The organism is Fimbriimonadaceae bacterium, from assembly GCA_019638795.1.
GTDB lineage: Bacteria > Armatimonadota > Fimbriimonadia > Fimbriimonadales > Fimbriimonadaceae > JAHBTB01.
On sequence record JAHBTB010000010.1, the window covers coordinates 20,711 to 47,685 of the forward strand.

Genomic DNA, 26,975 nt, shown 5'->3' on the forward strand with positions numbered 1-26,975 from the left:
GACGACGTCCACGTCGACGATCCGCGATTTGCTCGGCATGATCAACCGGAACACCACGGGGATCGCCATCGTGGTGGACGCCGACCAGCGACTCGTGCGCACGGTGACCGACGGTGACATTCGCCGCGCCATCCTCTCTGGGGCCCGACTGGACGTCCCGATCGCCAAGCTTCCCACCCACTTCCCGAGCCAAGTCGCCGTCACCGCCCGGCAGGGCACCAGCGACAAGGACATGCTCGCCCTGATGCGCGAGCGACAGGTGCAGCAGTTACCCGTCCTTGACGAGGATGACCGCCTTGCCGGCGTCGTCACCATGCACGACCTCGTCCCGGAGCCTCCGCCGACGCTGGGGGCGGTGGTCATGGCGGGCGGCTTCGGCACCCGCATGCGGCCGCTGACGAGCGACCTCCCTAAGCCGATGTTGCCCATCGGCGACCGACCGCTGTTGGAGCGGATCGTCTCCCAACTGCGCGAGTCCGGCATCCGCGAAGTCAGCCTGACCACCCACTACCTGCCCGAGATCATCGAGGCCCACTTTGGGGACGGCAGCCAGTTTGGCGTGACGATCAACTACGTCAACGAACAGACCCCTCTCGGCACCGCGGGGGCCCTCCGGCTTCTGGACCGGCCCACCTTCCCGTTGCTCGTGATCAACGGTGACATCCTGACGAACGTCGATTTCCGCTGGATGAAGCGGTTCCACGAGGAGCATCAGGCCGACCTCACCCTCGCCGTGCGCCCACATGAGACGACCATCCCATATGGCGTGGTCGAGACGGACGGCCCCATCCTCACCTCGCTTGTCGAGAAGCCGACGGTCCGCCACTTTGTCAACGCCGGCATTTATCTGCTCGGCGAGAGGGCGTTTGACCACATCGGCGACGACGGGCGCCTGGATATGACGCAGTTGGTGGACGCCATGCTCGCCGTCGGGCGGCGGGTCGCCACGTTCCCCCTTACCGAATACTGGATCGACATTGGCCAAATGAGTGACTACGAACGCGCCCAAACTGACTTCGCCAACGGGGTCATCGCCCTTTGAACTGGTCAGGACGCCGCGTCTTGGTGACGGGGGCGGGCGGGTTCATCGGCAGCCATTTGGCCGAGCGGCTCGTCGAGGAAGGCGCGTCAGTCCGGGCCTTCGTCCACTACAACGGCGCGGGACGTCGAGGTTGGCTGGACAGTTCTCCACATGCCGATGCGATGGAGTTTGTCGCCGGTGACGTCGCCGACCAAGAGTCGGTCTGGGCCGCCGTCAGCGGGTGTGACACCGTGTTCCACCTGGCCGCGTTGATCGCGATCCCCTACTCCTACGTCGCTCCCCGCTCCTACGTCCGGACCAACGTCGAGGGGACCCTGAACGTCATGGAGGCCTGTCGCCGACTCGACGTCGGCCGGGTCGTCCACACTTCGACGAGCGAGGTCTACGGCACTGCCCTCCACGTGCCCATCGACGAAGAACACCCCCTTCAGGGCCAGTCACCCTATTCGGCCAGCAAGATCGGGGCGGACAAGGTCGCCGAGTCCTACCACCTCTCCTTCGGCCTGCCCGTCGTCACGGTGCGGCCCTTCAACACCTACGGCCCGCGCCAGTCAGCCCGGGCGGTGATCCCCACGATCATCTCCCAGTGCCTTGCCGGGCAGACGGTCAAGCTGGGCAACCTCGACCCGACCCGCGACCTCAATTTCGTCACCGACACGGCGTCCGGGTTCCTCGCCGCCGCGTCGGCGGACAACGCCTCCGGCCAGACCTTCAATATTGGGACCGGCCGCGAGATCAGCATCGGCGACCTCGCTCGCTTGATCGGTGAGATCGCGGGACGACCCGTCGACATCACGACCGACGCCCAGCGTGTCCGCCGCACCGGCAGTGAAGTCGAGCGGTTGCTGGCCGACACCACCAAGTCCAAGCGCGAACTCGGCTGGTCGTCCAAGGTCACTCTGGAGGAGGGGCTGGCGCGGACCATCGAATGGCTGCGTGCCAACCAGGGCCACTACCGCGCGGGTGTCTATGCCGTCTGAGGCGTTGACCCGGGTCCCGCTCAGCGTCCCCGAGATCGGGGGCAACGAATGGGCCTATGTCAAGGAGTGCCTCGACACCGGCTGGGTCTCGTCGGCGGGGCCGTTCGTCGACCGGTTCGAGCGTGAGTTTGCCGCCAGGTTAGGAGTCAAGCACGCGGTCGCTTGCGCCAGCGGCACCGCCGCCCTCCATGTCGCCCTTATCTGCGCCGGGGTGAGGCCAGGCGACCTTGTCCTCACATCGACGGTGACCTTCATCGCGTCAGTCAATTCGATCGTCTATTGCGGTGCCGAGGCCGTCCTGATCGACGCCGACCCACGTTCGTGGCAAATGGACGTTCCCGGCGTCGTCGCGTACCTCGAGACCCAATGCGAGCGACGGGCCGACGGCCTGTATGAAAAGGCCTCGGGAGCCCGGGTCGGGGCCGTCATGCCCGTGCACATCCTTGGGTGCCCGGTCGATATGGACCCCCTCATGGAGGTCTGCGGCCGTCTCGGCGTCCCGGTCGTCGAGGACGCCACCGAGAGTCTGGGCGCCACCTACCGCGGCAAGAACGTCGGCACCCACGGGGTGTCCGCCTGCTTCAGCTTCAACGGTAACAAACTCCTGACCACCGGCGGGGGTGGCATGATCGTCACCGACGACGACGAGACCGCCCGAAGGGCGAAGCACCTGACCACCCAGGCCAAGCTCGACGAAGTCGAGTTTGTCCATGACGAGGTCGGCTTCAACTACCGACTACCCAACGTGGCCGCCGCGATCGGCGTCGCCCAGTTGGAGCGTCTCGACGAGTTCCTCGCGACCAAGCGTCGGATCGCCGACACCTACACCCACGCCCTCGCCCCTCTGGGGTTTGAATCCCAAACACCGCCCGAAGGGGCCCACTCCGCATGGTGGCTCTACACCACCAAGGTGCCCTTCGAGTCGAGCCGCCCGGCGATGCGCGCCCTGCACGAGGCCGGTGTCCAGACCCGCCCCTTGTGGCAACCCGCCCACCGCAGCCCCGCCCATCCCCGACTCCACCGGTTCGCCTGCCCTGTCGCCGACGAGCTCAACGCGAGGTGCCTGAGCCTGCCCTGCTCGGTGGGCCTTACCGAGGCCGACCAAGGGCGCGTCGTCGAAGTCCTCCGCAACCTCACTAGGTAGACTCCTCGACCAATGGCGGGCGCCGGCGGGACATTGACTTCGGCCCCGGGACGCCGCTCGGCGCTCTCCGACTTCCATCTGTACGTCATTCTCGCGTCGGTTCTGTTCGTCGCGCTCAACCTGGTCCTCAAGAAGTCCATGTTCGCCATGGGCGTCCAAGACGGCTTCTTCATCCAGATCACCACGGTCCAGGACATGTGGATGAAGGACTCGCGCGAGATCTTCACCGACCCGCTCTACATCCTGCACTCGGTGCGGCTCGTCATCGTCAGCCCGTTCTTGCTCAGTTGGGTCCGCAACTGGCCACCGTTCCTTGAGTCCATCTTCCTCCTGCCGTTCCTCCTGCCGATCGCCCTGGCGAAGTTCAACGGCAAACAACACGTCGCCCAGCTTTGTGTCTTCCTCGTCCCCTACGCACTCAGCTTCCGGACCTCCCTGATCGTCTGCGGCTTCGCCTATCTCTATCTCCACCTGTTTTCCGACAAGCGGTCTCTTTGGTACTTCGTGATGAGCGCCCTCTTGTCGTTCCTGAGTTCCGGCGTCGCCCTTGCCTGGCTGATCGTGTTCTGGTTATGCCAGGCAAAGTTCAAGGTCGGCACATTCGCCAAGGCCACGACGTGTCTCATCGTCGCCACCGGACTGACCTTTTCGGCAATCCAAAAGCTGGCGTTCTTCTCGGGTGACACCGTCGGCTACACCAAGTCAAAGGGGATCGCCGCGGCGATCGAGCGCAACACGATCACGGTGAGCTACGTCGTGAACGACACACCAAGGTTCGCCGTCTATCTGCTCCTCGCCGCGTTCTCCGCCTTCTTCCTCTTCCTCTTGCTGAACAACCGGCGGACACCCAAGTTCTTGCTCTTGTTCTTCTTGGCCTCGGTCCCCGGATTCTTCTTCGAGGGCCTTTCCGTCGCCGCCTACATCATGCCGATCGTGTGGGCGATGGTCGGGGCATACGTCGTCCAAACGAACGGCCCGTCGCCGGCCCTGCCGACATGAACAAGCCGAAGGCCAGGGTCGAGTCCGTCGACGTCTTGCGGGGGTTGTTCGCCGCCGCGATCATGGTCTATCACTCCCTGACGTGGACGGAGCTTGTCCATGCCGATTGGGGCACGCGGTTGCTCCACTTTGTCGGGATCTACGGCGTCGAAGCCTTTTTTATCATCTCGGGCTTCAGCATGGCCTACGTCTACGGCGGCAAGGACTTCAAGAAGCGGTCGACGTGGGCGGACTTCGGCCTGAAACGGTTCGCCCGGATCTGGCCGCTTTACGTCTGCGCGACTCTTGTGGCCACCACGTTTCGGCTCGTCCAGAAGAGCGACCACGGCCTCGACCCCGCCAACCTGGCCCTGAACGCGACCCTTCTGTTTGGGTTCGTCGACCCGGCACGGTCGTCCATTGTCGGAGGTTGGTCGATCGGGGTCGAGATGGTGATGTACGCCCTGTTCCCGTTGCTCGTGCTTGCCCGGCAAGCCGGGCGGGCCCCGTTCGTCATCACGGTCGGGGCACTGGCCGGACTGTCCGCGTGGATGACTTCCCGACTCGACCCCGCCCTGCCCCTCGCCGACCAGTGGTCTGCCTATGTCCATGTCGCCAACCACGCCGTGCTCTTCGCCCTGGGCATGGCGGTCGTCGACATCACGTCCGCGAGGACAAGTCAGACCTCCGCCAAACCCTGGCTGGGAACGGTCCTCGCCACCGCCCTTCTGGTCGCCCTCGCCCTTCTATTCGGTGGCACGGAAACCGCCGTGGTCACGGGATGGGCCCGGCTGCTTCTTGTCGCTTCAAGCCTCGCCCTCGTCATCGCAGTCGTGCCCGTCCCTGTCGGGCCTGGTCCACTTGGCAAAGCGGGCACGCGTTTGGGAGCACTCAGCTACGCCGTCTACCTGTTGCACCCGTTCGTCTTCAACGGGCTCAGGCTGGTGGCCAAGGGCTTGCCGGCTATGGCCTTGGTCGGCGCGACATGGCTCCTCACCCTTGTCCTCGCCCAAGCGGTCTACACCTACCTAGAGATGCCCGCCCAGAACTGGATCCGTCGACTGGGGACGGCTAGATCGGCGCCATAAGGGCGTCGACATCGACCGGCGCGGAACCGTCAGAGTCGAGGAACGTGCGGCACCACAGTTCGAAGGCCACAAGCTGGCGGATTTCGCGCGTGTGGTTGGCCGAGCCCCCTTCGTGACGCGCCAAAACGTCAGTGACCGTCTGTTGGTCGAAGACCCCCCGGTCGAGGAACGGCCCCTCGGTCAGGAGGGTACGGGTCAATGGCCGCAGGGTGTCCTTGAACCATTCGCCGATCGGTACCGTGAACATGCGCTTCTTGCGGTCGGTCAGGGTCGGCCCGAGCAAGTCTCGCACTGCCTCCTTGTACGCCCACCGCGTCACATTGCCCTGCAGCTTGAGGTCACCCGGCACCTGGAAGGCAAACTCGGCCAGGGCCCGGTCCAGGAACGGTTCACGTGCCTCCAGCGATACCGCCATCGCCATGCGGTCGGGCTTGACCAAGTTGTTCCCCGGCAGGAGGAGGGCGACGTCCAACCACATGGCTTGGTTGCGCCGGTCCCAATGCGGCACCTGGTCAAGGGCGGCCCGGGTCACCGTCCGGGTGTCCCAGTCCGACGCCACCCGCCGCTGGGCCGGAGAGTAGAGCGACCTCTTCAGGTCCTCGGTGAAGAGGGAGATGTGGTCGTGGTACGTGTCGCCAAACTGGCGGTCACTGAGCCCAGCGACGTCCTTGACGAAGAAGTCGGTGTACTTCTCATAACCCCCGAACAACTCGTCGCCACCGTCCCCGGTCAGCACCATCTTGACGTGTTCCACCGCCAGTTGGGAAAGGCGCATCGTCGGCAAGAACGAAACGTCGCTGTGAGGCTGGTCGCAGTGGTAAACCGCCTTCGCCCAGTCGGCGACGATCTCCGGCCCGACAAAGTCCAGGGTGTGGTCGGTGGCGAACCGGTCCGACGCCTGCCGCGCGTATTCGCTCTCGTCAAACCGCTCGTCGTGAAAGCCGATCGAAAACGTCCTCACCGGCTTGTCGGTGTGGCGGCCCATCAAACCGACGACTGTGCTGGAGTCCAGGCCGCCGGAAAGGAACGCGCCGAACGGCACGTCGGCGCGCATCCGGATCTCGACCGAACGGCTCAGCAATGACTGGAACGTGTCCTTGAACTCGTCGATGGTCCAGGGGCGTTGCTCCTGCTTGGTCAGGTCCCACCAGCGCCTGACCTCGGTCTTGTGCGCCGAGACCTCGATCAGGCAACCGGGCATCAGATGCCTGACACCCTTGAACAGCGTCCATGGCGCGGGAACGTAGCCGTAGCTCAGGTAGTGGTGGAGGGCCTCGTCGTCCATCTGCCGGGGCACCCCGGCCCGCAGCAGTGATTTGATCTCCGAGGCGAAGAGCACCCGGTCGCCGTCGTCGGCCAGGAAAAGCGGCTTGACCCCGATGGGGTCGCGGGCGACGAGCATGGTCCCCGTCCGCCGGTCCGCGACCGCTATCGCGAACATGCCGCTCAGCTTGTCGAGGAACGCGGCACCGTGGCGGAGGTAGAGGTGGAGCAACACTTCGGTGTCGCTGTGGGTGCGGAACACGACGCCGGCCGCCGCCAATTCTCGACGCAACTCCACGTAGTTGTAGATTTCCCCGTTCTGGACGACCGACACCGCCCCGTCGTCACTGAAGAAAGGTTGGTCGCCGCCCTCGACGTCGATGATCGCCAGGCGCATGTTCCCGACGGCGCACGCCCCCCGGTGGTCCTCGCCGCGTCCGTCCGGCCCCCGGTGGCGTAGGGAGACAGCCATGTCGTCCACCAATGCCTGGGGCATCCCCCTCCCCTTGCGGTCAAAGTAGCCGTAAACGCCGCACATGCGTGCCTAGTATCCCCCGCGCGAGACAACCTGCTTCACCGTCAGGGCCAATATCTTGAAGTCAAGGGCCAATGACGGTGCCTCGGCGTACTCCAGGTCCGCGGCCAGCCGTTCCTGGGGTGTGGCGGTGCTCCGCTTGGTCGCTTGGGCAAGACCGGTGATGCCGGGCCTCACGCTGCACCGCTTTTGCCATTCTTCGGGGGTGTAGTCGGCCTCTTGCGCCGGGGTGTCCGGCCGCGGCCCGACCAGGCTCATGTCGCCGACCAGAACGTTCCAGAACTGGGGCAGTTCGTCCAGGCTGGTCTTGCGCAGGATCCGTCCCGCCCGCGTGATCCGGGCGTCGCCCACGGACGTGCGGTGCGATCCTTTCTTGTCCGCGTCCGAGACCATGCTACGGAACTTGAGGATCGTGAACACGCGCCCCCCCTTACCGACGCGCCTTTGGCGGTAGAACGGCCCGCCAGGGCTGTCTAGGGAAACCCATACCGCCAGCAACACCATCAAGGGAAACAGCAACACCAAAAAAAACGTGCTGCAGACAATGTCAAACAGTCTCTTCAACGCGGCTCCGCCGCTCGGCACGCCTCCGGTCCGCGACGTCCTGGACGACCGAGCACAACCGGGCCCGGTCAAGGGCGATCTGTTCCGCCGACCGCTCGAAATGCAGGGCCAGGGCGTCTCGCACCTTTCGGACTTCGGTTTCTAAGTCTAGACCACCAGGAAGGTCTTCCAGACGCTTCGCACCGCCAAAAAACGCGCGGGAAAGGATCACGATCGACGAGCCGGTGCGGGCGTGCTCGCCCAGGACCAACTCGGCGGGAAGCTCACCGCTGCCGACCCGGCTGACGCCGCCGAATCCGAACGGCTTGCCGGCCGCCTTGGCCTCGCTCGCCATCAAGTCAACCAGGCCACCCGACAACACCTCGAACAAGAAGTCGAGCCCCAGGGCGAGGTGGAGGTCGTTGAGGCCAAAGTAGACCTCGTCCAAACCGTCGGTCCTCACCACCGACCTCAGGCGGGTCATCGCCGCCGGGGTCTCCACCAAAGCGATGGTCCGCGCCCGCCCCCCGACCGCGTCGACAAACGACCGGACTTCCTCGGAGGTCGTGAACATCGGCAACATGACGGTGTCCGCCCCGGCCCGCACCACCTCGTCGATCTGCTGCGCCGACTGGTCGTGCCACGGGTCCACCCGGACCAGCAACTGGCCCTCGTCCACGGCCTCGCGGATCCGGACGACGTCGGCCAAGGTGTGGCGGCTGATCACCGTGTCCAGGTGACCCTGCCGCTCGGTCTTCCCCAAAAACTCCAGGTCAACGAAGATCCGGTCCACCCCGGCGTCGGCCGCCACCCGGGCCAGGCCAGGGTCGGCGGTGATCATCATCAGCCGCATCTGTCGTTCCTGTGTCATCTGTTACCTTTCAGCTTGCCCTTGATGGTCCACAAAAGCTTGCCCCTCGTGTCGACGTCTGTGGTCAAACCGACGGCTCCGGCGACGACCCCGATGACGACCGAACCGAGCACGCCGACCACGGCGGGCCCGTGCATCGAGCGCAGCGGCCACGCCAGTGCGACGAACACGAGGCCCGTCACCGCCGCCTGGACGACAGGGGTTTTACCAAAGACCGCCTGGAAGAGGTCGGCCCCGTGCCGGCGCCGGGCCACGGCGAGCAAGGACACCAACATCGCCCAGTGCACTCCGGCGGTCACCCACGCGAGGCCCGGCAGGTTGCCTTGTTGGACGGCAATGGCCGAGAGCCCGCAGGTCGCGAGCAGTCCAGCCCCGGTCACGACCAACGGCGTGGCCATGTCGCGCAACGAGTCGAAGACGGTCAAGACCAACGTGTTGAGCGCCTGGGGCAACAGACCGACCATCAGCACCGCGGCAAACATGCCGATGGGCGCGGTCTCCGCCGGGGTCATCTTGCCGTGCCCGTAAAGAAGCCGCGCCCAATCCAGAGCGAAGAACCCCATGCCGAGCGCGATCGGCAGACCGAGCGAGAAGACCACGCGGAGCCCTTGGGAAGCCAGGACGAGCCCGTCCTGGCGCGTCTCCGTGATGGCGAGCCGTTCGGCGACCACGGGAAAGAGGGCGACGCTCACCGATGTCAGGGCGACCCCCAAGGGCAGGTCCACCAGCTTGCTGGCGAGGTGCGCCAACGTCATCCCGCCGTCCCCGAAACGCGACGCGAACGACCGCAGGACCACCGGCATGGTCAAGAGCATCACCCCCGCCCCAAGGGCCTGGAAGAACCGAAGGACCATGCTTCGTCCGATCAGCCACCGCGCGTCTCCCCCCGGTTGGCGGTACTTTCGGGCCGGAGAGAGTTGCACGGCCAAGCCCAGGCACGCGCCGACCACGACCGCGACCGACACGGCTTGGAGCCGGAACACCGAGCCAAAGGCCAAGGCGACGACAAGGGCCAGGTTGTAGAGGAACGACGAGACGGCCGGCGGGCCGAACCGGTCGTGGCTCTGCAGGAACGCCCTGCTCACCGCCACCATCGCCGTGACGGGCACCGCCCACAGGCAGGTGGCGACCAGCGGACGCGCGGTGGCCATCGCACTTTCGGCGACGCCCGGAGCGACGATCCGGACCACCCAGGCCGATCCCAACGAGAGCACCAGGGTCAAGGCGACCGCCATGCCCAAGACAAGCCGGGTGGCCTGGACATACAGTTGCCATGCCTCTTGGGGAGGACGACGTTTGAACTCCGGGATCAGCGCGGCGCCGATCGCGCCGCCGACGAGGATCGCCAAGAGAGCGTCGGGGACGGTCATCACCAGGACGGCGACGTCGGCCTGCACCGTCCGACCGAACATGGCGGAGACGAGCAGGTCGCGGACAAAGCCCAAGAGCCGCCCGGCGAGGACACCGCCAAAGACGACGAGCCCCGCCCGGACGTGACGGCTCATCGCGCCCTTTGCAAGACCAATTCGTCAGCGAGCTCCGCGACCCGGTCGGCGGCCGAGCCCAACGGCGGGAACGGCAGGTCGCCGACGACCGGACGGGCGACATGGGCGTCGAGGAGTTCGAGGCAATGGTCGAGGTCCCGCGCCCAATGGCCCGCGCCGACGGACGGGTAGTCGATGGGCCCGGCGGATACTGGAAGGTCGACCTGGACCAGCAACTTGCCCATCAACGCGGCCTGCAAACCCACTGTCGACGACACCACGACGACCGCGTCGACCGCCTTGAGGAGGGCGGCAAGGTCGTCGTCACGCCCACTGGTCTCGATGCCTGGGTCAAGGGCGTCGGCCCCCGACCTCTCGTTGGGGTGGGGCCGGTAGACCATCCGCCACCCAGGGCGGGTGCTGACCGCTTTGGCCAAGGTGCGGGCGATCTTGGCTCCCCAGTCAGGGTCGGTCGGCTCGGGTTGGGACGCCCACAGGATGACCTTGTCCTGCCCCCAACCCTTACTCTCCCGCAAGTGGGCGGCGTCCACGGCGACCTGTGGCCCGCCCATCTCGTCAAACGCGGGGTTACCCGTCACGACGACTTCTTCCGGCTGTCGCCCGGCGTCGATCAACGCCTTGCGGACGAGGTCGGCGAGCACACACACCTTGGTGCCGTAACCGGGGCGGCGCAAACGGCTTTCATTGCCGCAGACCATAAGGTCGAGCACGACGACAGACGGGACTCCCGCCTCCGCGGCGACTTCAATCGCGGCCTGCTCTGACCGGGGGCTGTTCGTCGCCAAGACGAGGTCCGGCTGCACCTTGTCGATGACCCGCCGCATGAACCGCTTCGGCAGGAACGCCTGACGTCGATTGCTGGCATAGAGGGAAGCGGCCCGCTCGGCGCCATGGTCGGCCACGAGTTCGGAGTAGCAGATCCCCAGGTAGGCCTCTGTCTCACCCGGGCGCACGTCCGGATGAGGAGGATGCCCGGCGGCCAGGCGCTTTCCGGTCTCCAGGGCCTCCGCGTCACCGGGTTCGATGAAATCGACGTAACCCAGGCTGCTGATACCTTTGCGGGCCAAGAGGCCGGCCGCCGTTGTCAACGCCATGACGACGACCTCGTGACCGCGTTCGACCAGCTTGGGCACGACGCTGGCGACGATCTGGGCGTGGCCCGCGCCATAGGTGACGCACAAGACACGGCTCATCTCTTTCGGCCCTTCCTGACCGCCACGACCGAGCCGATGAACCCGCCCAGCACGAGCCCGGCAAGCATGTTCAGTCCGTATTTTTTGTTGACCGGCTCCTCAAGCAAGTAGGGCTCGTCCAGCACCGACCACTGCAACTTCTCGACCTTGTTGCGGACATCCTCCTGACGGAACGCGGCGAGGGTGGACTCGTAAGCCGAGTTTGTCGTCCGAATGTCGCTGAGCAACGACCGGTACCGACGGGCTTCCTCGGGGGCGACCTTGGCCCGCTCGGCCGCGTCTTCGGCCAACCAGCGGGTCGTCAGCTCGGCAGCAAAGAGGGCGGCGGCCGACTCGTCGATCCCCTTTTGGACCGATGTCACCTTCGCCTGCACTTCTTGTTTGATGGAGTTCTGGGTGAACCGAAGGTTGTCCTCGGCGTCCTTGACCTGCTGGGTACCCGGTTGGTACCGCGCCCGCGCGGCGTCCAGGTTGTAGCGCGCCTTGAGCAGGTCCTTGCGCCAGTCGGCGATCTGCGAGTCCCCCGTCGGCAGGTTCAGGTCCATCGCCTGGCCGATCTTGGCCGCTTGCGTGATCTTCGCCTGCAGGTTCCGGCGGGCCCCTTCATGTTCGATACGGGCCGACTCCGCACGGCGCAGGTACTCCGAGCCGGTGAAGTCCTCGGTCGAGGAGGGCGAGGTCTTGGCGGTCTTCTGGAACTCCGCCAGCCGAGCTTGAGCCTGGTCAAGCGCGGTCTTGTTGGCTTCGACCTCCTTGGCTAGGTCGCTGCTGATGCGGTCGCTGACATTGAAGAGGAGGCGCTGGTCCAATTGCTTGAGCCGGTCCAGTACGGCGACCACCGCGGCCAGGGTCTTCTTGTCTGAATATCCGCGGAAGGCGACTTCGAGTTGCCGTCTTTCGGGCATCTCGTTGATGTCCATCGAGTTCTCGACGTCTTTGACTCTGACCTCGGCCTTCTCCGAGATCAGTTTCCGCATGTCGTGGCTCTTCACCACGCCGCCGAGATACTGGACGTCGCTGGACGTGTTGATCGCCAATTGGACGATGGTCCCCGCACCGGTGCTCTGGGCCCGGGGGAAAAGGACAGAAAACCGTGCCTCGTACAAGGGCGGGACGATGAATGTGAAGAGCCCGACCAACAAACACAGGCCAAGGGCGACGCTCCCGACCAACTTCCACGATCGCAGGAGTATGTGAAGCGTGTCGCTGACGTCGATCACGTCTTCCGTCGGCGTCGCGGCCATGACCCGGTATTTTAACCTTAACCCCGGGTGGGCAGGTAGGATTCCTCCCATGTCGCGGGTCAAGGTTTTATGCCTCGCCAGCTTGTTGTCCCCTTCGGCGTTGGCCTTGGCCCAATTCGGCGGGTCTGGTGAGTTCCCCAGCTTTCGGAACATGTCCGCCCTCCCCGGATCCGGGTTTGGCGTGACCGCCCGGGGCCAAGCCGGGTTTCGTGGCGCGATGGCCTATTCGACACCGGTCGCCTACGCCCTCGCGCCGTGGGAAGTGGTGACGGGTATGACGATCGTCTCCCACGACTGGGGGTTTGCCTTTCAGGACGCTTCAAGTGGCGACTCGACCTCAGGGAACGGCTCGGTGCAACTCCAGTTCGGGCTACCCGTGGGCAAGTTCGGCGCCCTGTCTTACGGTGTCCTCGTCAAGAGTTCCCACGGCGACAATTCGGGAACGGTCCAATGGACTCCTCCCGGCCAGTCGGGACCGGTCCGCTTTGCCATCGGCGTGCAGGACTGGCGAGGGCGGGGCGGCTCGTCGGGGTTTGGCCAGCCCGACGACCGGGCGTGGTCCCGGTCGGTCTATGCAGTGGGCACCTGGCAGGCCCTCGACGACACCTACGTCACCCTGGGTTACGGCGACCAGCACCGCTTTCGTGGTGTCTTCGGCAGCGCCAGCCACGCCGTCACGCCCCGCCTGAAAGCGGTCGCGGAGTACGACACGTTCAACTGGAACTGGATCGTCGCCTATGACCTAGGCAAAGTGGCGGGCCCCGTGATGAAAGACCGGCGTCCCGTCCAGGTCGTCGCCTTTGTCGGCCAAGAAGCGGGCAAGTTCGGGTTGTGGGGATTCAACGTCCGGTTCTAAGGGCCAGGGGTCCACGGTCGACAAGGCACCGGCACCGCGTCGCTGTGCCATAATGGGCGTCGAGCGCGGGTGTAGCTTAGTGGTAAAGCTCCAGCCTTCCAAGCTGGCCATGTGGGTTCGATTCCCATCACCCGCTCCAACCAGACCAGTCAGCGGGTGTAGTTCAATGGTAGAGCGTCAGCTTCCCAAGCTGAATGTTGCGGGTTCGAGTCCCGTCACCCGCTCCAGAGGTCCGCTTTGACCCCACGGATCGCCATCATCGGTGGTGGCGGGCATGCCCGTGTGGTCGTCGATCTGGCCCGCGCCCTGGGCCGGACCATCGTGGGGATTTTTGACGACCGTCCCGGACAGCAGGGCCAATCCGTCGACGGTTGCCCGGTCGTGGGGACACTCATGGACCTGGTCGGTCGTCCGCGGGACGACTTCGAGGCCGTCGTCGCCATCGGTGCCAACGACGTGAGGCTCCGCGTCGCTTCAGAATGTCCGACCAAGTGGGCCACCCTCGTCCATCCCGCCGCCACCGTCTCGCCGTCGGCGACCCTCGGCCACGGCACCTTGGTCATGGCCGGCGCCGTCGTCCAGCCGGGCACGACCCTGGGTGACCATGTCGTGGTGAACACCCGGGCCAGCGTCGACCACGACGGGGTCGTCGCGGACGGGGTCCACATCGCCCCCGGCGCGACGGTGTGCGGAGGCGTCCACATTGGTGACGGTGCCTTGGTGGGGGCGGGGGCGGTCCTTCTTCCCGGGGCAAGGGTCGGCGCCTGGGCCGTGGTCGGGGCGGGGGCCGTGGTCCGCGACGAGGTACCTGCCGCCGAGACGTGGGTCGGCGTACCCGCGAAGAGGCGCGTCGTTTAGCAGCCCTACACCAACTCGGCGACGGGTTCCTGCTTGACCATCTCCGCCAGCAAACCGCTGTGCGACTCCATCACGTGACGCAACGCCTCGCGCGAGTTCGGCACCCCGTAGCGCAAGTGCACGTCGTGGGCATGGCTGGCCGCCTCGAGGGCCGCCGCCCCGCCGTTGAAGAGGTTCTCGGCGTCTGATATGTCGAGTTCTTGCCCGTTGACCGCCAAGAACCCCGCTGTGGCGGCGAGGGCGGTCGCACGGTTTCCGCTGGCGAAGGGGGCCAACTTGGCGAACCCACCCAAGAGCCGGGCAGCTTGGCCAAAGACGTCGGTGCTCGTGCCGTAGGCGTACTGGTAGAAGACACCTTCCTCCAGTGTCGCGTAGTTGTATTTCTGTGGCGTACCCGTGAGCTGCAGGTTCAGCCAGACGAGGTCGGGGACGGTCAGGTAATGCACCGGATCAGCTTATACCTCGTGGGAGGCAGGTTCGGGCTGGTCTTCGTCATGGCCGCCGTCATGGCCGGTCGGCGGACCCGAGGCAAGGCGACGCCTGAGCGACTCGCGGAGAAGGAGTTCGATCTGCGCGTTGACGCTACGTAAATCGGCCGCGGCCGACCGTTGGATCTGCTCCCAAAGGTCGGCCGGCAGCCGTAACAAGTAGCTCTTGCGTTCCGCCATCCGGGTGTCAGTTGTAGAGTGTGCCCGCGTTGACGACCGGTTGGGCGGAATGCTCGCTGCAAAGGACGACCATCAGGTTTTGCACCATTGTCGCTTTACGCTCTTCGTCCAATTGGATGACGCCTTCGGCGTCCATGCGGTTGAGGGCCATCTCTACCATGCCCACCGCACCGTCGACGATCCGCTGGCGGGCGGCGATCACCGCCGCCGCTTGCTGGCGGCGGAGCATGGCACCCGCGATCTCCGGGGCATAGGCGAGGTGCGAAAGCCGGGCCTCCAACACTTCGACCCCCGCCACAGCCAGCTTCTCACGGAGTTCGGCGAGCAGGTGGTCGCTCACTTCACTGGCGTTGCGGCGCAGGCTCGGCTGGTCGTCGTCGGCGTCATAGGGATAGCTGCTGGCGGAGTGCCGTAGGGCGGTCTCGCTCTGAAGCCGGACATAGTCCTCGTAGCTGTCCACGACAAAGCTGGCCTTAAATGTGTCGCTGACCTGCCAGACGATGATCGCCGCGATCTCGATCGGGTTGCCGACCAGGTCGTTCACCTTCAGCTTCTCCCCGTTCAACGTCCGGACGCGAAGCGACATGTTGCGCTTGCTCTGGAACGGGTTCGTCCAGTAGAAGCCTTGTTCCCGCACCGTGCCCGCGTATTTTCCGAAGAGCAGCAAGACTTTGGAGCCGTTCGGCTCGATGACCATGAAGCCACCGAGCAAGAGCGACCAGACGACGATGCCGATCACGCCCGGCAGGACAAGGTCCTCCTTGTTTTGTGACGCGGCCACGATGATCGTCGCTAGGGATCCAAAGAAGAGCGCCAAGCTGACGACAAGCATGACCCCGCCCGGCAGTGCGCTAATGTGTTTTTCCTTCACCGATGTAACCTCGATATCAATATGATATCACATCGATATCACGGCGGGTAGGACGGCAGGTTGCAAGAGTCTCAGGACCTGGCGCGGCGGACCGCGGCGGCCAACTCGTCGAGCAGCGGGACGGTCTCGTCAAATGCAAGGCAGGCGTCGGTGACGCTCTGGCCATAGACGGCCTGCCCCGGCACGTAGTCTTGCCTTCCCCCGACCAAGTGGCTTTCCAGCATGACCCCCATCACGTGAGGCGAGCCTCCGGCGACCTGGGCGGCGACGGCGGCCATGACGACTTTCTGCCGTTCGGGGTCCTTGCCGCTGTTGCCGTGGCTGCAATCGACGACCACGCGGGACGGCAAGCCGGCCGCGCCAAGCTTCGCGCTCGTCGCCGCGACGGTCTCGGCGTCGTAGTTCGGCCCACCCGCGCCTCCCCGGAGCACGACGTGGCCGCAGTCGTTGCCGGTGGAGTAGCTGAGGGCGGCGACGCCGTCCTTGGTCGCGCTGGGGAACCAGTGGGGCATCCGCGCCGCCTGGACGGCGTCCACCGCGGGCTGGATCCGTCCGTCCGTGCAGTTTTTGAACCCGACCGGCATGGAGAGGCCGCTGGCCAACTCCCGGTGGGTCTGGCTCTCCACTGTCCGTGCCCCGATGGCCCCCCAGCTGACAAAGTCGGCGATGTGCTGGGGCACCGTCGTGTCCAAAAACTCGGTCGCACAGGGCAGGCCCAAATCGGTGATGTCACGTAGAAGCGTCCGCGCCAACCTCAGGCCCTTGTTGATCCGAAACGACTCGTCTAGGTCCGGGTCGTTGATGAGGCCTTTCCAACCACCGACAGTGCGGGGCTTTTCAAAGTACGCCCGCATCACGACGAAGAGGTCGCCCGCGAGACGGTCTGCGTGGGGCTTGAGGCGTTGCGCAAATTCGAGGGCCGCATCGACGTCATGGACACTGCACGGGCCGACGAACACGGCAATGCGGTCGTCAACCCCCAAAAGGATGTCCCGCAACGATTCACGCGAGCTGGCGACCGTCTCGGCGGCGGAAGCGCCCTGGGGCACCTCCTCGATCAAGATCGCCGGCGGCAGCAAGGGTCGCGTGGCCTGGATGCGCAGGTCGTCGACGGGTCTTTGCATCATCTGCCATCAATAAACCCGGTCCACGCTCGCTGAAGAGCACACGCGCGGGCCGATTGGGCCAGAATCAGCCATGACACGGGTCCGCTCACTTGCAATGGCTTCGGCCTTGGCGTTTCTCGGCTTTACCGTCGCCACGTCATACGCGACCGGCCAAGAGCAGGAGAAGAAGGCCGAGGAAGTCTATAAGAACATCAAGACCTTCAAGGGTCAGCCCGCCAGCGCGATCATGCCCGCGATGCATGCGATGAGCCAGGCGTTGGGCACCGACTGCGCCCACTGCCACGAGGGCCAGGACTTCGCCAAGGACGACCTTCAGCCGAAAGACACCGCACGCGAAATGGTGGAGCTCACCAAGGAGCTGAACGACAAGTACTTCAACGGTCGGCCCGAGGTGACGTGCTTCACCTGCCACCATGGCCAGGGGCACCCCGACGGCACCGCGAGCCCCTTCCCGGTCGCGCCGCGCCTACGAGGTGCCGGTAGCAGCGCCGAGCCAGTCCTTACCGCGTTTGTCGAGGCGACCAAGAAGCCGTCGGGGACCACCCAACTCAAGTTTGTCGGGACGACAGAAGGGGACGGAGAATCCCACGAGGTGACGACTTACCAGGCATCAGACGGCCGGTTCTATGAGTCCGAAAAAGGTGGGTATACGATTGGATACGACCTCAAGGACGCCTGGTTCGACGCCGGTACGGGCCGCTCTGTGGTCCCGCCACCCGACAGCGACGCCTTAGTCCGCTTTGGCCGCACCTTCTGGTCTGGTCTGCCGTCGCTCGAGAAAGCCACGTCCGGCACCGAGACGGTGGACGGAAAACCGGCAAAAGTCGTCCGGGCGACGGTCGGTGCGACCCCGGTAAAGCTGTTCTTCGACCCGACGACAAAACTCTTGTTCCGTGTCGTGTACTTCGACCGTTCGATCGTCGGCCCAATGAACGACATCTACGAGTACGGTGATTACAAAGCGGTCGGCGGGACGATGGTGCCCATGACGATGTCGCACTGGGAGTCTGCGACGAAGAAGGTCTCGCGCAAGTACACGTCGGTCACTGTCGAGTCGTCGGTGGACGCGAAACAGTACTCGGTGAAGTGACGGGACAAAAAAAGAGCACCCAGCCGTTAGACTGGGTGCTCTTCACACTTTGAAAGCTCCATGCTTCAGTGACACGCGACCGACCTGAGTATGTTGGAGTTCCCCGGTGGGGTTCCAAGTTCTTACTCTTAAGGAGGTGATCCACCCACACCTTCCGGTACGGGTACCTTGTTACGACTTAGTCCCCCTTACCCCCCCCACCTTCGACCGCTCCCTCCTTACGGTTGGGCCACGGGCTTCGGGTGAAGACAATTCGGGTGACTTGACGGGCGGTGTGTACAAGACCCGGGAACGTATTCAACGCAGTATAGCTGACCTGCGTTTACTAGCGATTCCGCCTTCATGCAGTCGAGTTGCAGACTGCAATCTGAACTGAGGATGTATTTTTGCGATTAGCTCCACCTCGCGGTATTGCTGCGCTTTGTTTCATCCATTGTAGCATGTGTGTAGCCCCAGGCGTAACCGCCATGCTGACTTGACGTCATCCCCACCTTCCTCCGATTTACACCGGCGGTCTCTCATGAGTTCCCGGCATTACCCGCTGGCAACATAAGACGAGGGTTGCGCTCGTTGCTGGACTTAACCAAACACCTCACGGCACGAGCTGACGACAGCCATGCAACAGGTGTCTTCGGGCCATCCTTGTGGGATGGGGGCCTGCTTTCACAGGCTTACCCTTGATGTCAAACCTGGGTAAGGTTCTTCGGTTAGTATCGAATTAAACCACATGCTCCACCGCTTGTGCGGGTCCCCGTCAATTCATTTGAGTTTCAACCTTGCGGCCGTACTCCCCAGGCGGGATACTTAATGCGTTAGCTGCGGCACTAGGGGGGTCGATACCCCTAACGCCTAGTATCCATCGTTTAGGGCGTGGACTACCAGAGTATCTAATTCTGTTTGCTACCCACGCTTTCGCGCCTCAGCGTCAGGAAAGGTCCAGTGTGCTGCCTTCGCCATGGGTATTCCTCCTGATATCTACACATGTCACCGTTCCACCAGGAATTCTACACACCTCTACCTTCCTCCAGTCTGCCAGTTTGCAAAGCAGTTCCCGGGTTGAGCCCTGGGGATTTCACTTCACACTTAACAAACCGCCTACGCGCCCTTTACGCCCAGTAAATCCGGACAACGCTCGCCCCCTCCGTATTACCGCGGCTGCTGGCACGGAGTTAGCCGGGGCTTATTCACCAGGTACCGTCCTAAGTCTTTCCTGGTAAAAGGAGTTTACAGACCTAAATCCTTCATCCTCCACGCGGCGTCGCTGCCTCAGGGTTTCCCCCATTGGGCAAGATTCCTAACTGCTGCCACCCGTAGGTGTGTGGGCCGTGTCTCAGTCCCACTCGGGGGGATCATCCTCTCAGACCCCCTACACGTCGTCGGCTTGGTAGGCCGTTACCCCACCAACTACCTGATGTGTCATAAGCCGCTCCTGAAGCGAAAAACCATTTAGTCGAGTCTCGATGCCGAGTCTCGGCCACATCCGGTATTACCCGGTCTTTCGACCGTATATCCCAGTCTTCAGGGCACGTTGCTTATGTCTTACTCCGCCGTTCGCCACTAGGGATTGCTCCCTCGTTCGACTTGCATGTCTTAGGCACGCCGCCAGCGTTCGTCCTGAGCCATGATCAAACTCTCCGAAGAAATTTGCGATCCCGTTTCCGGGTTCGTGTTCTTTTTTGAGTTGACCTCTACTTGTGAATTTGGGTTCACGAGCTTTTGGTTCTAGTTTCCTTTGTCACTTCGCATTGCTGCGTCGAGCCAAAGGCTGTTGCGCTGTGTCACTTTCTGCTATGGAGCTTTCAATGTGCGGCCTCCGGGTCACCCCGAGGGCAAGGGAAATTATAGGCAGGCACCACGGGCCCCGTCAAGGGGTCCCGGTCAGTTTTTCTCTTTCCGGGTCCATTTCCGTGGATAACACCGTCTGGAAAGATGTATTGGCCGTTCCCGCCCCAGGTTCCCTAGGGGCTTTGCCTGATCTCTCGGACGGCCTGCGCCGCCGGCCCGGCGAAGGGACCCATCGGCCACCTCCGCACCACCTCCTCATAGAGGCGCGCCGCGTCCTCAGACCGCCGCGACCGCCGTTGCTTGAGCTTGGCCAGGCGGAACGTGGCGACTTCCAGGTCGGCGTCGGTGGCGTGCCGCCACTGGCGGACGGCAAGGTAGACCGTCTCCAAATGGTTGCTCACGCCCTTGGCTTCCAGCGAGGCCGCGGCGCCCATGATCGGCCCGGCCGGGAGGACCACCGGGCTCGTGCAAAGGGCGGCAAGGGTCCCGGCCAAGGCTTCGGGGTCCTCTTCGTCGACCAACTCCGGCAAGAGGCCCAAGAAATGCGCCAAGCATTCCTTGGACACCTGGCGACGTTGCAGGCTCTGCCACATCCACGAATGAGCCAGGTATGTGTCGTGCGGCGATCCCTCCGCTAAGTCGCGAAGCTCCCACGGTGCCAAGAGCCTGATGTCCTTCGACTCCGCCCAAGTGCTCTTGGACGTGCTCGTCTGGGAACTGTCCCTGCGCTGGCGGAGGACGGCCACGGTCAAGAAGCCCACGACCGCGCCTCCCACATGGGCCCAGTGGGCGACGCCCCCGCTTGCCCCGCCCAACGACATGAGGCTGCCCAAGAGGAAGTCGACCCCCAGGTAGTAGAGACCCACCAACCACAGGGAGGCTTCGTAGATCCCGTACCACCACCAACTGAAGAAGTAGACGACGTCGATCTTCGCGTACGGAAACATCCAGAGGCCTGCACCAAGGACGCCCATGATCGCCCCGCTTGCCCCCAGGCTGGGAACGCTCCTCGCTCCCTCGCCCAACGCCCACTGGAACAGGTCTCCCGCGACCCCGGAGAGGAGGTAGACCGGCAGAAACCGATACCACTTCAGCCGTCCTTCGACGGCGAACCCGAACAAGTAGAGGAACCACATGTTCCCCGCCAAGTGGAAGAAGTCGGCGTGCAGGAACATCGAACTGAGAAAGGTGAGGGGGCTGGCGTTCTGGACGGTCAGTCCGCCTTCCCGCAGCGCGCTGTCCCGGATCTCCCCGCCTTCGCTGGTAGCCAGGAACATGACGACGTTGAGCCCGATGAGCGTGCACGTCGCCCACGGTATGGACTCGGGAGGGTTCTTCGACCGAATCGGCAGGATCATCGCCGCATCTGCATGATGCGACAATGCGAAGCCTAAGGGCGACGGTCAGGCGGTCAAGTCAAGCGGTCCGGCGGGTGGGGCCGACACCAGACCCGCCACCCGCTCCTGCCATTCGTGGAGAGATTCAACCCGGGCAGGGTTCAGGCCGCCTGAGGCCACTTGGTCGAGGAACCCCCGCAGCCCCGCCACCTGTTGCCGGACGTCCGCCAGCCAGGCGCGGCTCGCCGCGACCGGAGCGCCCCCTCCATAGACAAGGCGGGGACGGACGTCACCGGCCAAGGGCCGTTCCTCGCCGACACGCGTGTGCTCGACCAAGTCGGCCATGACCGCCGAGGCTCCCTCGAAAAGGCGCTGGTCAGCGACCGGAGGCCGGTGGTTCGCCCGGTTCGCCTCGACGCCTGCGGCCACCGACTTGAGCAGGTCCACCACTTGGCCCAAGACACCTTCGACGACCCGCGCGGTCGCGTCGACCGTCGCGGCCCTTCCTTCGGAGGGCGTCGGGTTCACAGGCACCGTCCGGCGAACGGCGGGGTCGTGACCGTTCGTCCGCTGGCCATAAAGCCCGGTGAGAATCTGCATCGTGCCTCTAGGGTCAGACGTCGCCAGGTCCGCCGCGTTCCCCGCAAGGGGACGTGTCTTATGCGGTCCGGGCCTCAGGATGTCGTCAAACCTCCGTCCTGAAGGTGCGGCACAAACCGTGCCAATTACCGGGGTTCAGCGGAAGAGCCGGGCCTGGGCCCAAAAATCGGGGACGCTCGACTTAAGGCCCCGGACGATATAGATCGGAGCGTGGGCCTCCTCGGTGACGGCAAGCCTCTCGTCCAACCGCCCGACCAAGGCGACCGATTTGAACTGGGCGAGGAGCGTTGGCGGCATGTCGCCGACCACGACCGCTGTCTGGCCGTCCCAGTCCTTGGTCCCCCACATCCAATAGTTGTTGTGGCGACCGACCACCCGGTCACGGACGGAGCCCGTCGCGAACCTTTGCACGGCGGCGGCCTCGCCATAGTTCGCCGCGATGACGACGGCCCTTCGCCGGTCTGCCTCGGGCAGGCTGCCCCATGTGGCTTCGACGGCCCGGGCCATGTTCCGCCAGCCGAACATGTCCGCGAACCCATAGATGGGGCTCTGTCCGCTCTTCTCGCTCGCGGGGGTCGCGACCGGCTTCAGCGCGTAGACCTCGGCCAGCTTCTGCACGGGCAGCAGGGGCAGGGTGAGGACGGCCATCGCCGGCAATGTCGCCGCATAAGCCCCGCTATAGGCCTTGGCCAGGCCAGGGCGCTTGGCCAACCAGCGTTCCACCGCGACCACCCCGGGGGCGAGGACAAAGACGTATGCCGGGGTGAGATAGTTTTCCCGGCTCCTCCCGTTCAGCAGAAGGACGGCCAAGACGGTCAAGAACACCAGAGTCGTCCCCCGCCATTTGGGTTCGCGGAGCCCCACCACCGCCCCGACGACCCAGAACGGCACAGCGAGAGGGTTGAAGACAAAGACTTCCCGGGCCAGAAACATCCACGGTTCGATCGGGGTGAGCTTGGTGTCGTTGGCGTTCCGTGCGAACTCAAGGGTAGGGAACCCGTTCTGGACCTGCCAGATGATGAACGGGCTGGCGACAAGGAGCGCGGTGACGAGCGCAGCCCATGGCCACGGGGACCGCAGGTCCTTGCGCCGGTCTGTCGCGACCACCGCGACGGCGAGGCCCGCCATCAACCACAGGACGCTTAATTTGTTGAGCAGTCCGAGCCCGAGCAGCCCGCCCAACAGCAACCAGAGGGCCGGCGAGGGCTTTTTCGTGAGCTTGGCAAAGACCAAGGCCGTCAGCGCCCACAGGAGGACGTCGACCCCGTTCATCGAATAGAGGTGCGTGACCACCAGGACGGTCGGGGCCGCGGCGACGGCGAGGCCCGCCATTCCCTGCGCCCACGCCTTGCCGCCGTGCTCACGGGCGACCAGGCCCGCCACCCAAACGGAAAGGAAGCCCGCCACCACCCCGATCGATCGGACGGCGACCAACGAGTCGCCGAAGAAGTCGGTCACAAGGCGGAGGAGCCCCACACACAGGGGGGGGTGGTCGACGTAACCCCACGCAAGGTGCTTGGCGCAAGCCAGGTAGTACAGCTCGTCGCGGAAGTAGCCGTACTGGCTGATGCAGACGATGTGCAGGACCGCGACGGCCACGGAGGCCAGTGCGAGAGGGAGGACGGCGACGGCCGGTTTGGCGACCGTGGCACGGGAGCCGGTCACCACCGCGCTCCGCGTGCGGTCTATCGTCTGCGACAGTCCCATGCCTTCCTTGCCTTCAAAACCGTAGACGTCCTAGCCGTGGGAAACGCGCCGGAACCCCGTCGGAAGGATCGCGTACAATGTGGTGGACGTCGTTTCCCCCGTGTCCAAACCCCCACGTCCAGCATGAGCGTCTCGCCATCCCACGTCCGCGCGGCCTTTGTCTCTGATATCCATCTGGGCAGCCACGGTTGCAAGAGCGCGCGAGTCCAGGACTTTCTGCGCAGCTACAGCTACGAGCGGTTGTACCTCGTCGGTGACCTCATCGACGGCTGGGTGGGCAAACAGGACAAGAAGTGGAAGCAGGAGCACACTGACGTCATCCGCACCATCCTCGGGGCGGCCAAACGGGGCTGCCAGATCTTCTACACCCCGGGTAACCACGACGACTTTGTCCGTCGCTTGAACGGGGGCGAACTCGGCAACGTGGTCATCGACCACTCGTTCATCCACACCACCGCCGACGGCAAGTCGTTCCTCGTCGTCCATGGCGACCTCTTCGACGCAAGTGTCACCAAGTACCGGCCCCTCGCCTACATCGGGGCCTACATGAACGAGTACCTGGCCGTCATCAACACCGCCGTCAACAAGAACCGCGAGGCTAAGGGCAAACGCCCTCTCGACATGGCCGCGTCGGTCAAGAAGGGTGTCAAGTCGTTCATCGCCAAGAAGTCCGACTACGAAGGCCAGATCATCGCGTTTGCCCGGGAAGGCGGGTTCGACGGGGTGATCTGCGGACATGTCCACCGGCCACGTATCTCGGTCGAGCCCGACGGGTTCGTCTATGTCAACACGGGCGACTGGGTCGAACACTCGACCGGAGTCGTCGAGCATGACGACGGCCGCCTGGAGTTAGTCTGGTGGACAGACCCCGACGAACAGGCTGACGAGGCTCTCGCCGCCCCGTTGTTCAAACGCTTCCGGACGGGGATCAAGTGACGAAATGGTGTGGCTTCGGATCCTCGAACTCTTGGGCATCCGGTTCGTCTACCGGCTGACCGGCGGGGACATCTCGGGGCAACTCCTCCCCACCGCCTCGCGTGCGGCGGAGACGCCCGGCTGGAGCAAGTCCGACCTTGATGAACTCTTCGAAGGCGCCCGGTACTTTGGTATCGCCAATTTTGTCCGACTGATCTTGCACTTGCCCGTGTTGGTGTTCTTGGCCCAAAACCAGGCCCGGGGATTCCTCACCGTCTTCTCGGTGATCGTCGCGTTCCATGTCCTCTGCGTGGTGCTGGAGGTTTACAAGTCGGGAGTCGCCCGGCGGATCACCCCGGACGAGACCGCCGTCTCGCACTCCGAGCACTCCGTGCTGACCGTCGGCGAAGCCCTCCCCTGGGGCAACTGGTTCTGGAAGAACCGCAAGTGGGAGACCGAGACGCTCTACCACTGGCTCGGTATGGGCTGGTTCCAAGAGGTCGTGACGACGTACGTCGAGATCACCCGCCTCAAGCGGGTCGAGCGGAAATCCGGCGAAAAAGTCGAGTACCTGGGCAAGCAGTCACCTGCCGACCTCGCACGGTTTGAGGCCGGCACCCGCCTGGGTGAGCTCGCCCACTGGGTCTTTGCCGTCCTTGACCTCGGCCCTGTCGTGGTCTGCGCCCTGCACTTCAAGACCGAATGGCCGTGGATGGTCTACCTTGGGTTCCTTCTCTGGGGCGACAGTTGGCTGGCCCTGCTACAACGGTTCCACCGGCTACGCGTCACCGGTCTCCTTGAACGCTACCGGGCAAGGGAACAACGAAAGCTGCAAAAAAAAACTGAGCGGACCGGAGCGGCCAGCCTGAGATGATGGCCCCCCGCCTCCTGGTGCTGTCCGCTTCGACGGGAAACGGCCATCTCAGCGCGGCAGACGCGATCGTTGCCGAAGCTCGGGGCCGAGGTCTCCACGCCGACCATGTCGACACCCTCGATTTCACGCCGAAGGGCTTCCAATCGTGGTACCGGGGAGGCTATGAGACCCTGGTGCGCCGCCGGCCAGAGGCGTGGGGCCACCTCTACCGGACCTCCGACCGACCCCTGTTCAACTACTGGTTCCAAACCCGACTGGACTCGACGATGTGCCGCGGCCTGAGGAGGCTGTTGACCGACCAGGCGCCGGACTGGGTGGTCTGCACCCACTCTCTACCCCAGCCCACCCTGGCCACCCTGCGCCGGCAGTTCCGCTACCGCACCGCCGTCGTCGTCACCGACCTCTACCCCCACCGGATGTGGCTCCGGGGCCGCCCCGACTGGTACTTCGTCCCCCAGGAATGGACCCGCGATATCCTGGAGCGCCGTGCCCCATGGTCCAAGGGGAAGGTCACCGTGTCCGGCATGCCGGTGTCCAAGCTGTTCAGACGCACCAAGGCCGCGCCGGAGGCACCGGTCACCGTCCTCATGACAAGCGGCGGTATCGGCGGCGGGCCACTCCTAGCGGCCACCCAGGCGGTGGCCCAGACCGGCGTCCGGCTCCTTGTCGTCACCGGCCGCAACGAGGCGCTCCGGCAGGCGGCGAGTGCCGCATTTGCCGCTGACCCCCATGTCGAGGTCTTCGGACACGTCGACCAGGCCGCGATGGCGGGGCTGATGGAGCAAAGCCACTTGATCGTCGCCAAACCGGGGGGCCTGACGACCTTTGAGAGCCTGGCGATGGAGCTCCCGTTCGTCGTCTACCGGCCGTTCCTTATCCCGGGCCAAGAAGAGGGCAACGCTGATTTCCTCGTGAAGTCGGGCGCCGGCGTCATCGTCGACGACCCGGACGGACTCGGCAAGGCGGTCGCGGGCCTTGTCTCGGACCCTGGCCGACGTCTGCGCATGGCGGCACAGTCGAAGGCCCAGGCCATGCCCGACGCGACGGCGAAGATCGTCGACGGACTTGTCAGCCTCTAGCCGCGCCCGCCGCCCGTCTGGTGGGCGACGCAGATGGCCCGGTACCGCTCCGCGATTTCCGGCGCGTACTTCTCAAAGAAGTCACTCATGTTCCGTACAAACGGCGCGCTGATCATGAGGAACTCGACCACGGTCATGATCACGGGGAACGGCACCTTCTGGGCGATCTTGTGGCTGAAACTGTCCACTGCCCAGATCACAATCGGCTGGGTGACGGTGAGAAGGAAGTAGAAGAACAGGGCGTAGCGGAACGACGCCTTATGCACGGGCCACAGGTCACGCTCCATGGCCATGAACCGCGTCCCGAAGTTGCCCGGTAGCCAAGCGTACAGCTTACGGTTCTCGTAGGCCCATACCGCCTGGTAGGCGACCGCGGTTGTGATGTAGCACACGACCGGCATGAGGAGCGCCATGTAAGGTAGGCCGCTCGCAATCTGGATCAGAGACGTCAGGCCGATGCCGACGAGGTTCGACGGCCCGCTCAGATAGAAGGTGCCGAGCAAGCGTCCGCGAAAGAGGTCCTCTAGGTCGCTGTGGTCGCCCTCGTGCAACAACCGCTGGCGGTTGGCCATCGCCAGCTTGAAGGCGCCCATGTCCTCCTTCATCTGGCGGACGTGATAGGCAGGGTTGAGCATCTCCCCAAGGCGGCGAAGGGATTTCATCGCGGCACCCTCCCGATTGACGGGGGTCACATCCGCATTTGTCGCCGCGTCTTGCTCCATGAACGCCTTGCCCTCCACCACGTGTCGACAGCCCGTGTCTTATTGTCGGCGAGGGGCCATCTTACCTCTCCTCCTGACTACGCCTGTCCCGCCGCGAGGC

General features: G+C 64.5%; 25 protein-coding genes, 2 tRNA genes and 1 rRNA gene. 13 read left to right on the forward strand and 15 right to left on the reverse strand.

Annotated features, from left to right (window positions below):
• Positions 1 to 37: 37 nt before the first annotated feature.
• The 5 genes from KF857_11135 to KF857_11155 are packed head-to-tail and all read left to right on the forward strand — an operon-like array spanning position 38 to position 5,232.
• A complete protein-coding gene (locus KF857_11135) occupies positions 38 to 1,042 on the forward strand; it encodes a nucleotidyltransferase family protein (protein MBX3112554.1) in 1,005 nt (334 codons plus the stop codon).
• The gene (locus KF857_11140; protein ID MBX3112555.1) at positions 1,039 to 2,022 is read left to right on the forward strand and encodes an SDR family NAD(P)-dependent oxidoreductase; all 984 of its coding nucleotides are present in this window, start codon (positions 1,039 to 1,041) and stop codon (positions 2,020 to 2,022) included. The genes KF857_11135 and KF857_11140 overlap by 4 nt, the downstream gene beginning before the upstream one ends.
• Complete coding sequence (locus tag KF857_11145) at positions 2,012 to 3,166, forward strand: LegC family aminotransferase (GenBank protein MBX3112556.1); 1,155 nt, start codon at positions 2,012 to 2,014, stop codon at positions 3,164 to 3,166. The genes KF857_11140 and KF857_11145 overlap by 11 nt, the downstream gene beginning before the upstream one ends.
• A gap of 12 nt (positions 3,167 to 3,178) precedes the next feature.
• Positions 3,179 to 4,165, forward strand: coding sequence for a hypothetical protein (locus KF857_11150; protein MBX3112557.1), 987 nt, complete (start codon positions 3,179 to 3,181; stop codon positions 4,163 to 4,165).
• Complete coding sequence (locus tag KF857_11155) at positions 4,162 to 5,232, forward strand: acyltransferase (protein MBX3112558.1); 1,071 nt, start codon at positions 4,162 to 4,164, stop codon at positions 5,230 to 5,232. The genes KF857_11150 and KF857_11155 overlap by 4 nt, the downstream gene beginning before the upstream one ends.
• Here KF857_11155 and asnB read toward each other — a convergent pair.
• Genes asnB through KF857_11185 form a run of 6 tightly spaced genes read right to left on the reverse strand, consistent with a single transcriptional unit; the run spans position 5,216 to position 12,386 of the window.
• Positions 5,216 to 7,033, reverse strand: coding sequence for an asparagine synthase (glutamine-hydrolyzing) (asnB, locus tag KF857_11160; protein MBX3112559.1), 1,818 nt, complete (start codon positions 7,031 to 7,033; stop codon positions 5,216 to 5,218). The two genes, KF857_11155 and asnB, sit on opposite strands and share 17 nt — an antisense overlap.
• Positions 7,034 to 7,039: 6 nt before the next feature.
• The gene (locus KF857_11165; protein MBX3112560.1) at positions 7,040 to 7,594 is read right to left on the reverse strand and encodes a sugar transferase; all 555 of its coding nucleotides are present in this window, start codon (positions 7,592 to 7,594) and stop codon (positions 7,040 to 7,042) included.
• A complete protein-coding gene (locus KF857_11170; protein ID MBX3112561.1) occupies positions 7,578 to 8,444 on the reverse strand; it encodes a hypothetical protein in 867 nt (288 codons plus the stop codon). The genes KF857_11165 and KF857_11170 overlap by 17 nt, the downstream gene beginning before the upstream one ends.
• A complete protein-coding gene (locus KF857_11175; GenBank protein MBX3112562.1) occupies positions 8,441 to 9,949 on the reverse strand; it encodes a hypothetical protein in 1,509 nt (502 codons plus the stop codon). The genes KF857_11170 and KF857_11175 overlap by 4 nt, the downstream gene beginning before the upstream one ends.
• On the reverse strand, positions 9,946 to 11,142 hold the full coding sequence (locus tag KF857_11180) for a hypothetical protein (GenBank protein MBX3112563.1): 1,197 nt from the start codon (positions 11,140 to 11,142) through the stop codon (positions 9,946 to 9,948). Before KF857_11180 ends, KF857_11175 begins: the two co-directional genes overlap by 4 nt.
• Entirely contained in the window at positions 11,139 to 12,386 is a 1,248-nt protein-coding gene (locus KF857_11185; protein MBX3112564.1) for a hypothetical protein, read from the reverse strand. Before KF857_11185 ends, KF857_11180 begins: the two co-directional genes overlap by 4 nt.
• Before the next feature lie 49 nt (positions 12,387 to 12,435).
• On the opposite strand from KF857_11185, the gene KF857_11190 reads away from it, so the two are divergent.
• From KF857_11190 to KF857_11205, 4 genes are all read left to right on the forward strand, one after another.
• Complete coding sequence (locus KF857_11190) at positions 12,436 to 13,242, forward strand: hypothetical protein (protein MBX3112565.1); 807 nt, start codon at positions 12,436 to 12,438, stop codon at positions 13,240 to 13,242.
• A 65-nt stretch (positions 13,243 to 13,307) separates the two neighbouring features.
• Positions 13,308 to 13,381, forward strand: a tRNA-Gly gene (locus KF857_11195).
• 13 nt (positions 13,382 to 13,394) lie between these two features.
• A tRNA-Gly gene (locus tag KF857_11200) sits at positions 13,395 to 13,469 on the forward strand.
• A gap of 10 nt (positions 13,470 to 13,479) precedes the next feature.
• Positions 13,480 to 14,100, forward strand: coding sequence for an acetyltransferase (locus KF857_11205; GenBank protein ID MBX3112566.1), 621 nt, complete (start codon positions 13,480 to 13,482; stop codon positions 14,098 to 14,100).
• A 5-nt stretch (positions 14,101 to 14,105) separates the two neighbouring features.
• Here KF857_11205 and KF857_11210 read toward each other — a convergent pair whose 3' ends face one another.
• The 4 genes from KF857_11210 to KF857_11225 all read right to left on the reverse strand — a co-directional run bounded on the left by KF857_11210 (position 14,106) and on the right by KF857_11225 (position 16,763).
• Positions 14,106 to 14,546: a hypothetical protein gene (locus tag KF857_11210; GenBank protein MBX3112567.1), complete on the reverse strand. Its 441-nt coding sequence runs from the start codon at positions 14,544 to 14,546 to the stop codon at positions 14,106 to 14,108.
• Between the two features lie 9 nt (positions 14,547 to 14,555).
• Complete coding sequence (locus KF857_11215) at positions 14,556 to 14,768, reverse strand: Arc family DNA-binding protein (protein ID MBX3112568.1); 213 nt, start codon at positions 14,766 to 14,768, stop codon at positions 14,556 to 14,558.
• A gap of 7 nt (positions 14,769 to 14,775) precedes the next feature.
• Positions 14,776 to 15,639 (reverse strand): SPFH domain-containing protein, encoded by an 864-nt coding sequence (locus KF857_11220; GenBank protein MBX3112569.1) that lies wholly within the window; start codon positions 15,637 to 15,639, stop codon positions 14,776 to 14,778.
• Positions 15,640 to 15,710: 71 nt separating this feature from the next.
• On the reverse strand, positions 15,711 to 16,763 hold the full coding sequence (locus KF857_11225; protein ID MBX3112570.1) for a 3-deoxy-7-phosphoheptulonate synthase: 1,053 nt from the start codon (positions 16,761 to 16,763) through the stop codon (positions 15,711 to 15,713).
• Between the two features lie 73 nt (positions 16,764 to 16,836).
• On the opposite strand from KF857_11225, the gene KF857_11230 reads away from it, so the two are divergent.
• Positions 16,837 to 17,856, forward strand: coding sequence for a c-type cytochrome (locus KF857_11230; GenBank protein MBX3112571.1), 1,020 nt, complete (start codon positions 16,837 to 16,839; stop codon positions 17,854 to 17,856).
• Between the two features lie 129 nt (positions 17,857 to 17,985).
• On the opposite strand, the gene KF857_11235 is transcribed toward KF857_11230, so the two are convergent.
• The 4 genes from KF857_11235 to KF857_11250 form a co-directional block, all read right to left on the reverse strand.
• Positions 17,986 to 19,497 (reverse strand): 16S ribosomal RNA (locus KF857_11235).
• A 317-nt stretch (positions 19,498 to 19,814) separates the two neighbouring features.
• Complete coding sequence (locus tag KF857_11240; GenBank protein ID MBX3112572.1) at positions 19,815 to 20,999, reverse strand: rhomboid family intramembrane serine protease; 1,185 nt, start codon at positions 20,997 to 20,999, stop codon at positions 19,815 to 19,817.
• A gap of 45 nt (positions 21,000 to 21,044) precedes the next feature.
• Positions 21,045 to 21,578 carry a hypothetical protein gene (locus KF857_11245; GenBank protein ID MBX3112573.1) on the reverse strand — a complete coding sequence of 178 codons (534 nt, stop codon included), beginning with the start codon at positions 21,576 to 21,578 and terminating at the stop codon, positions 21,045 to 21,047.
• 135 nt (positions 21,579 to 21,713) lie between these two features.
• Positions 21,714 to 23,285, reverse strand: coding sequence for a glycosyltransferase family 39 protein (locus KF857_11250; GenBank protein MBX3112574.1), 1,572 nt, complete (start codon positions 23,283 to 23,285; stop codon positions 21,714 to 21,716).
• Positions 23,286 to 23,408: 123 nt separating this feature from the next.
• Between KF857_11250 and KF857_11255 the strand changes: the two genes are divergently transcribed.
• The 3 genes from KF857_11255 to KF857_11265 are packed head-to-tail and all read left to right on the forward strand — an operon-like array spanning position 23,409 to position 26,153.
• A complete protein-coding gene (locus KF857_11255; protein ID MBX3112575.1) occupies positions 23,409 to 24,221 on the forward strand; it encodes a UDP-2,3-diacylglucosamine diphosphatase in 813 nt (270 codons plus the stop codon).
• A 4-nt stretch (positions 24,222 to 24,225) separates the two neighbouring features.
• A complete protein-coding gene (locus KF857_11260; GenBank protein MBX3112576.1) occupies positions 24,226 to 25,074 on the forward strand; it encodes a hypothetical protein in 849 nt (282 codons plus the stop codon).
• A complete protein-coding gene (locus KF857_11265; protein ID MBX3112577.1) occupies positions 25,074 to 26,153 on the forward strand; it encodes a glycosyltransferase in 1,080 nt (359 codons plus the stop codon). Before KF857_11260 ends, KF857_11265 begins: the two co-directional genes overlap by 1 nt.
• Here KF857_11265 and KF857_11270 read toward each other — a convergent pair.
• A complete protein-coding gene (locus tag KF857_11270) occupies positions 26,150 to 26,896 on the reverse strand; it encodes a hypothetical protein (protein ID MBX3112578.1) in 747 nt (248 codons plus the stop codon). The genes KF857_11265 and KF857_11270 overlap by 4 nt on opposite strands.
• Positions 26,897 to 26,975: the final 79 nt, after the last annotated feature.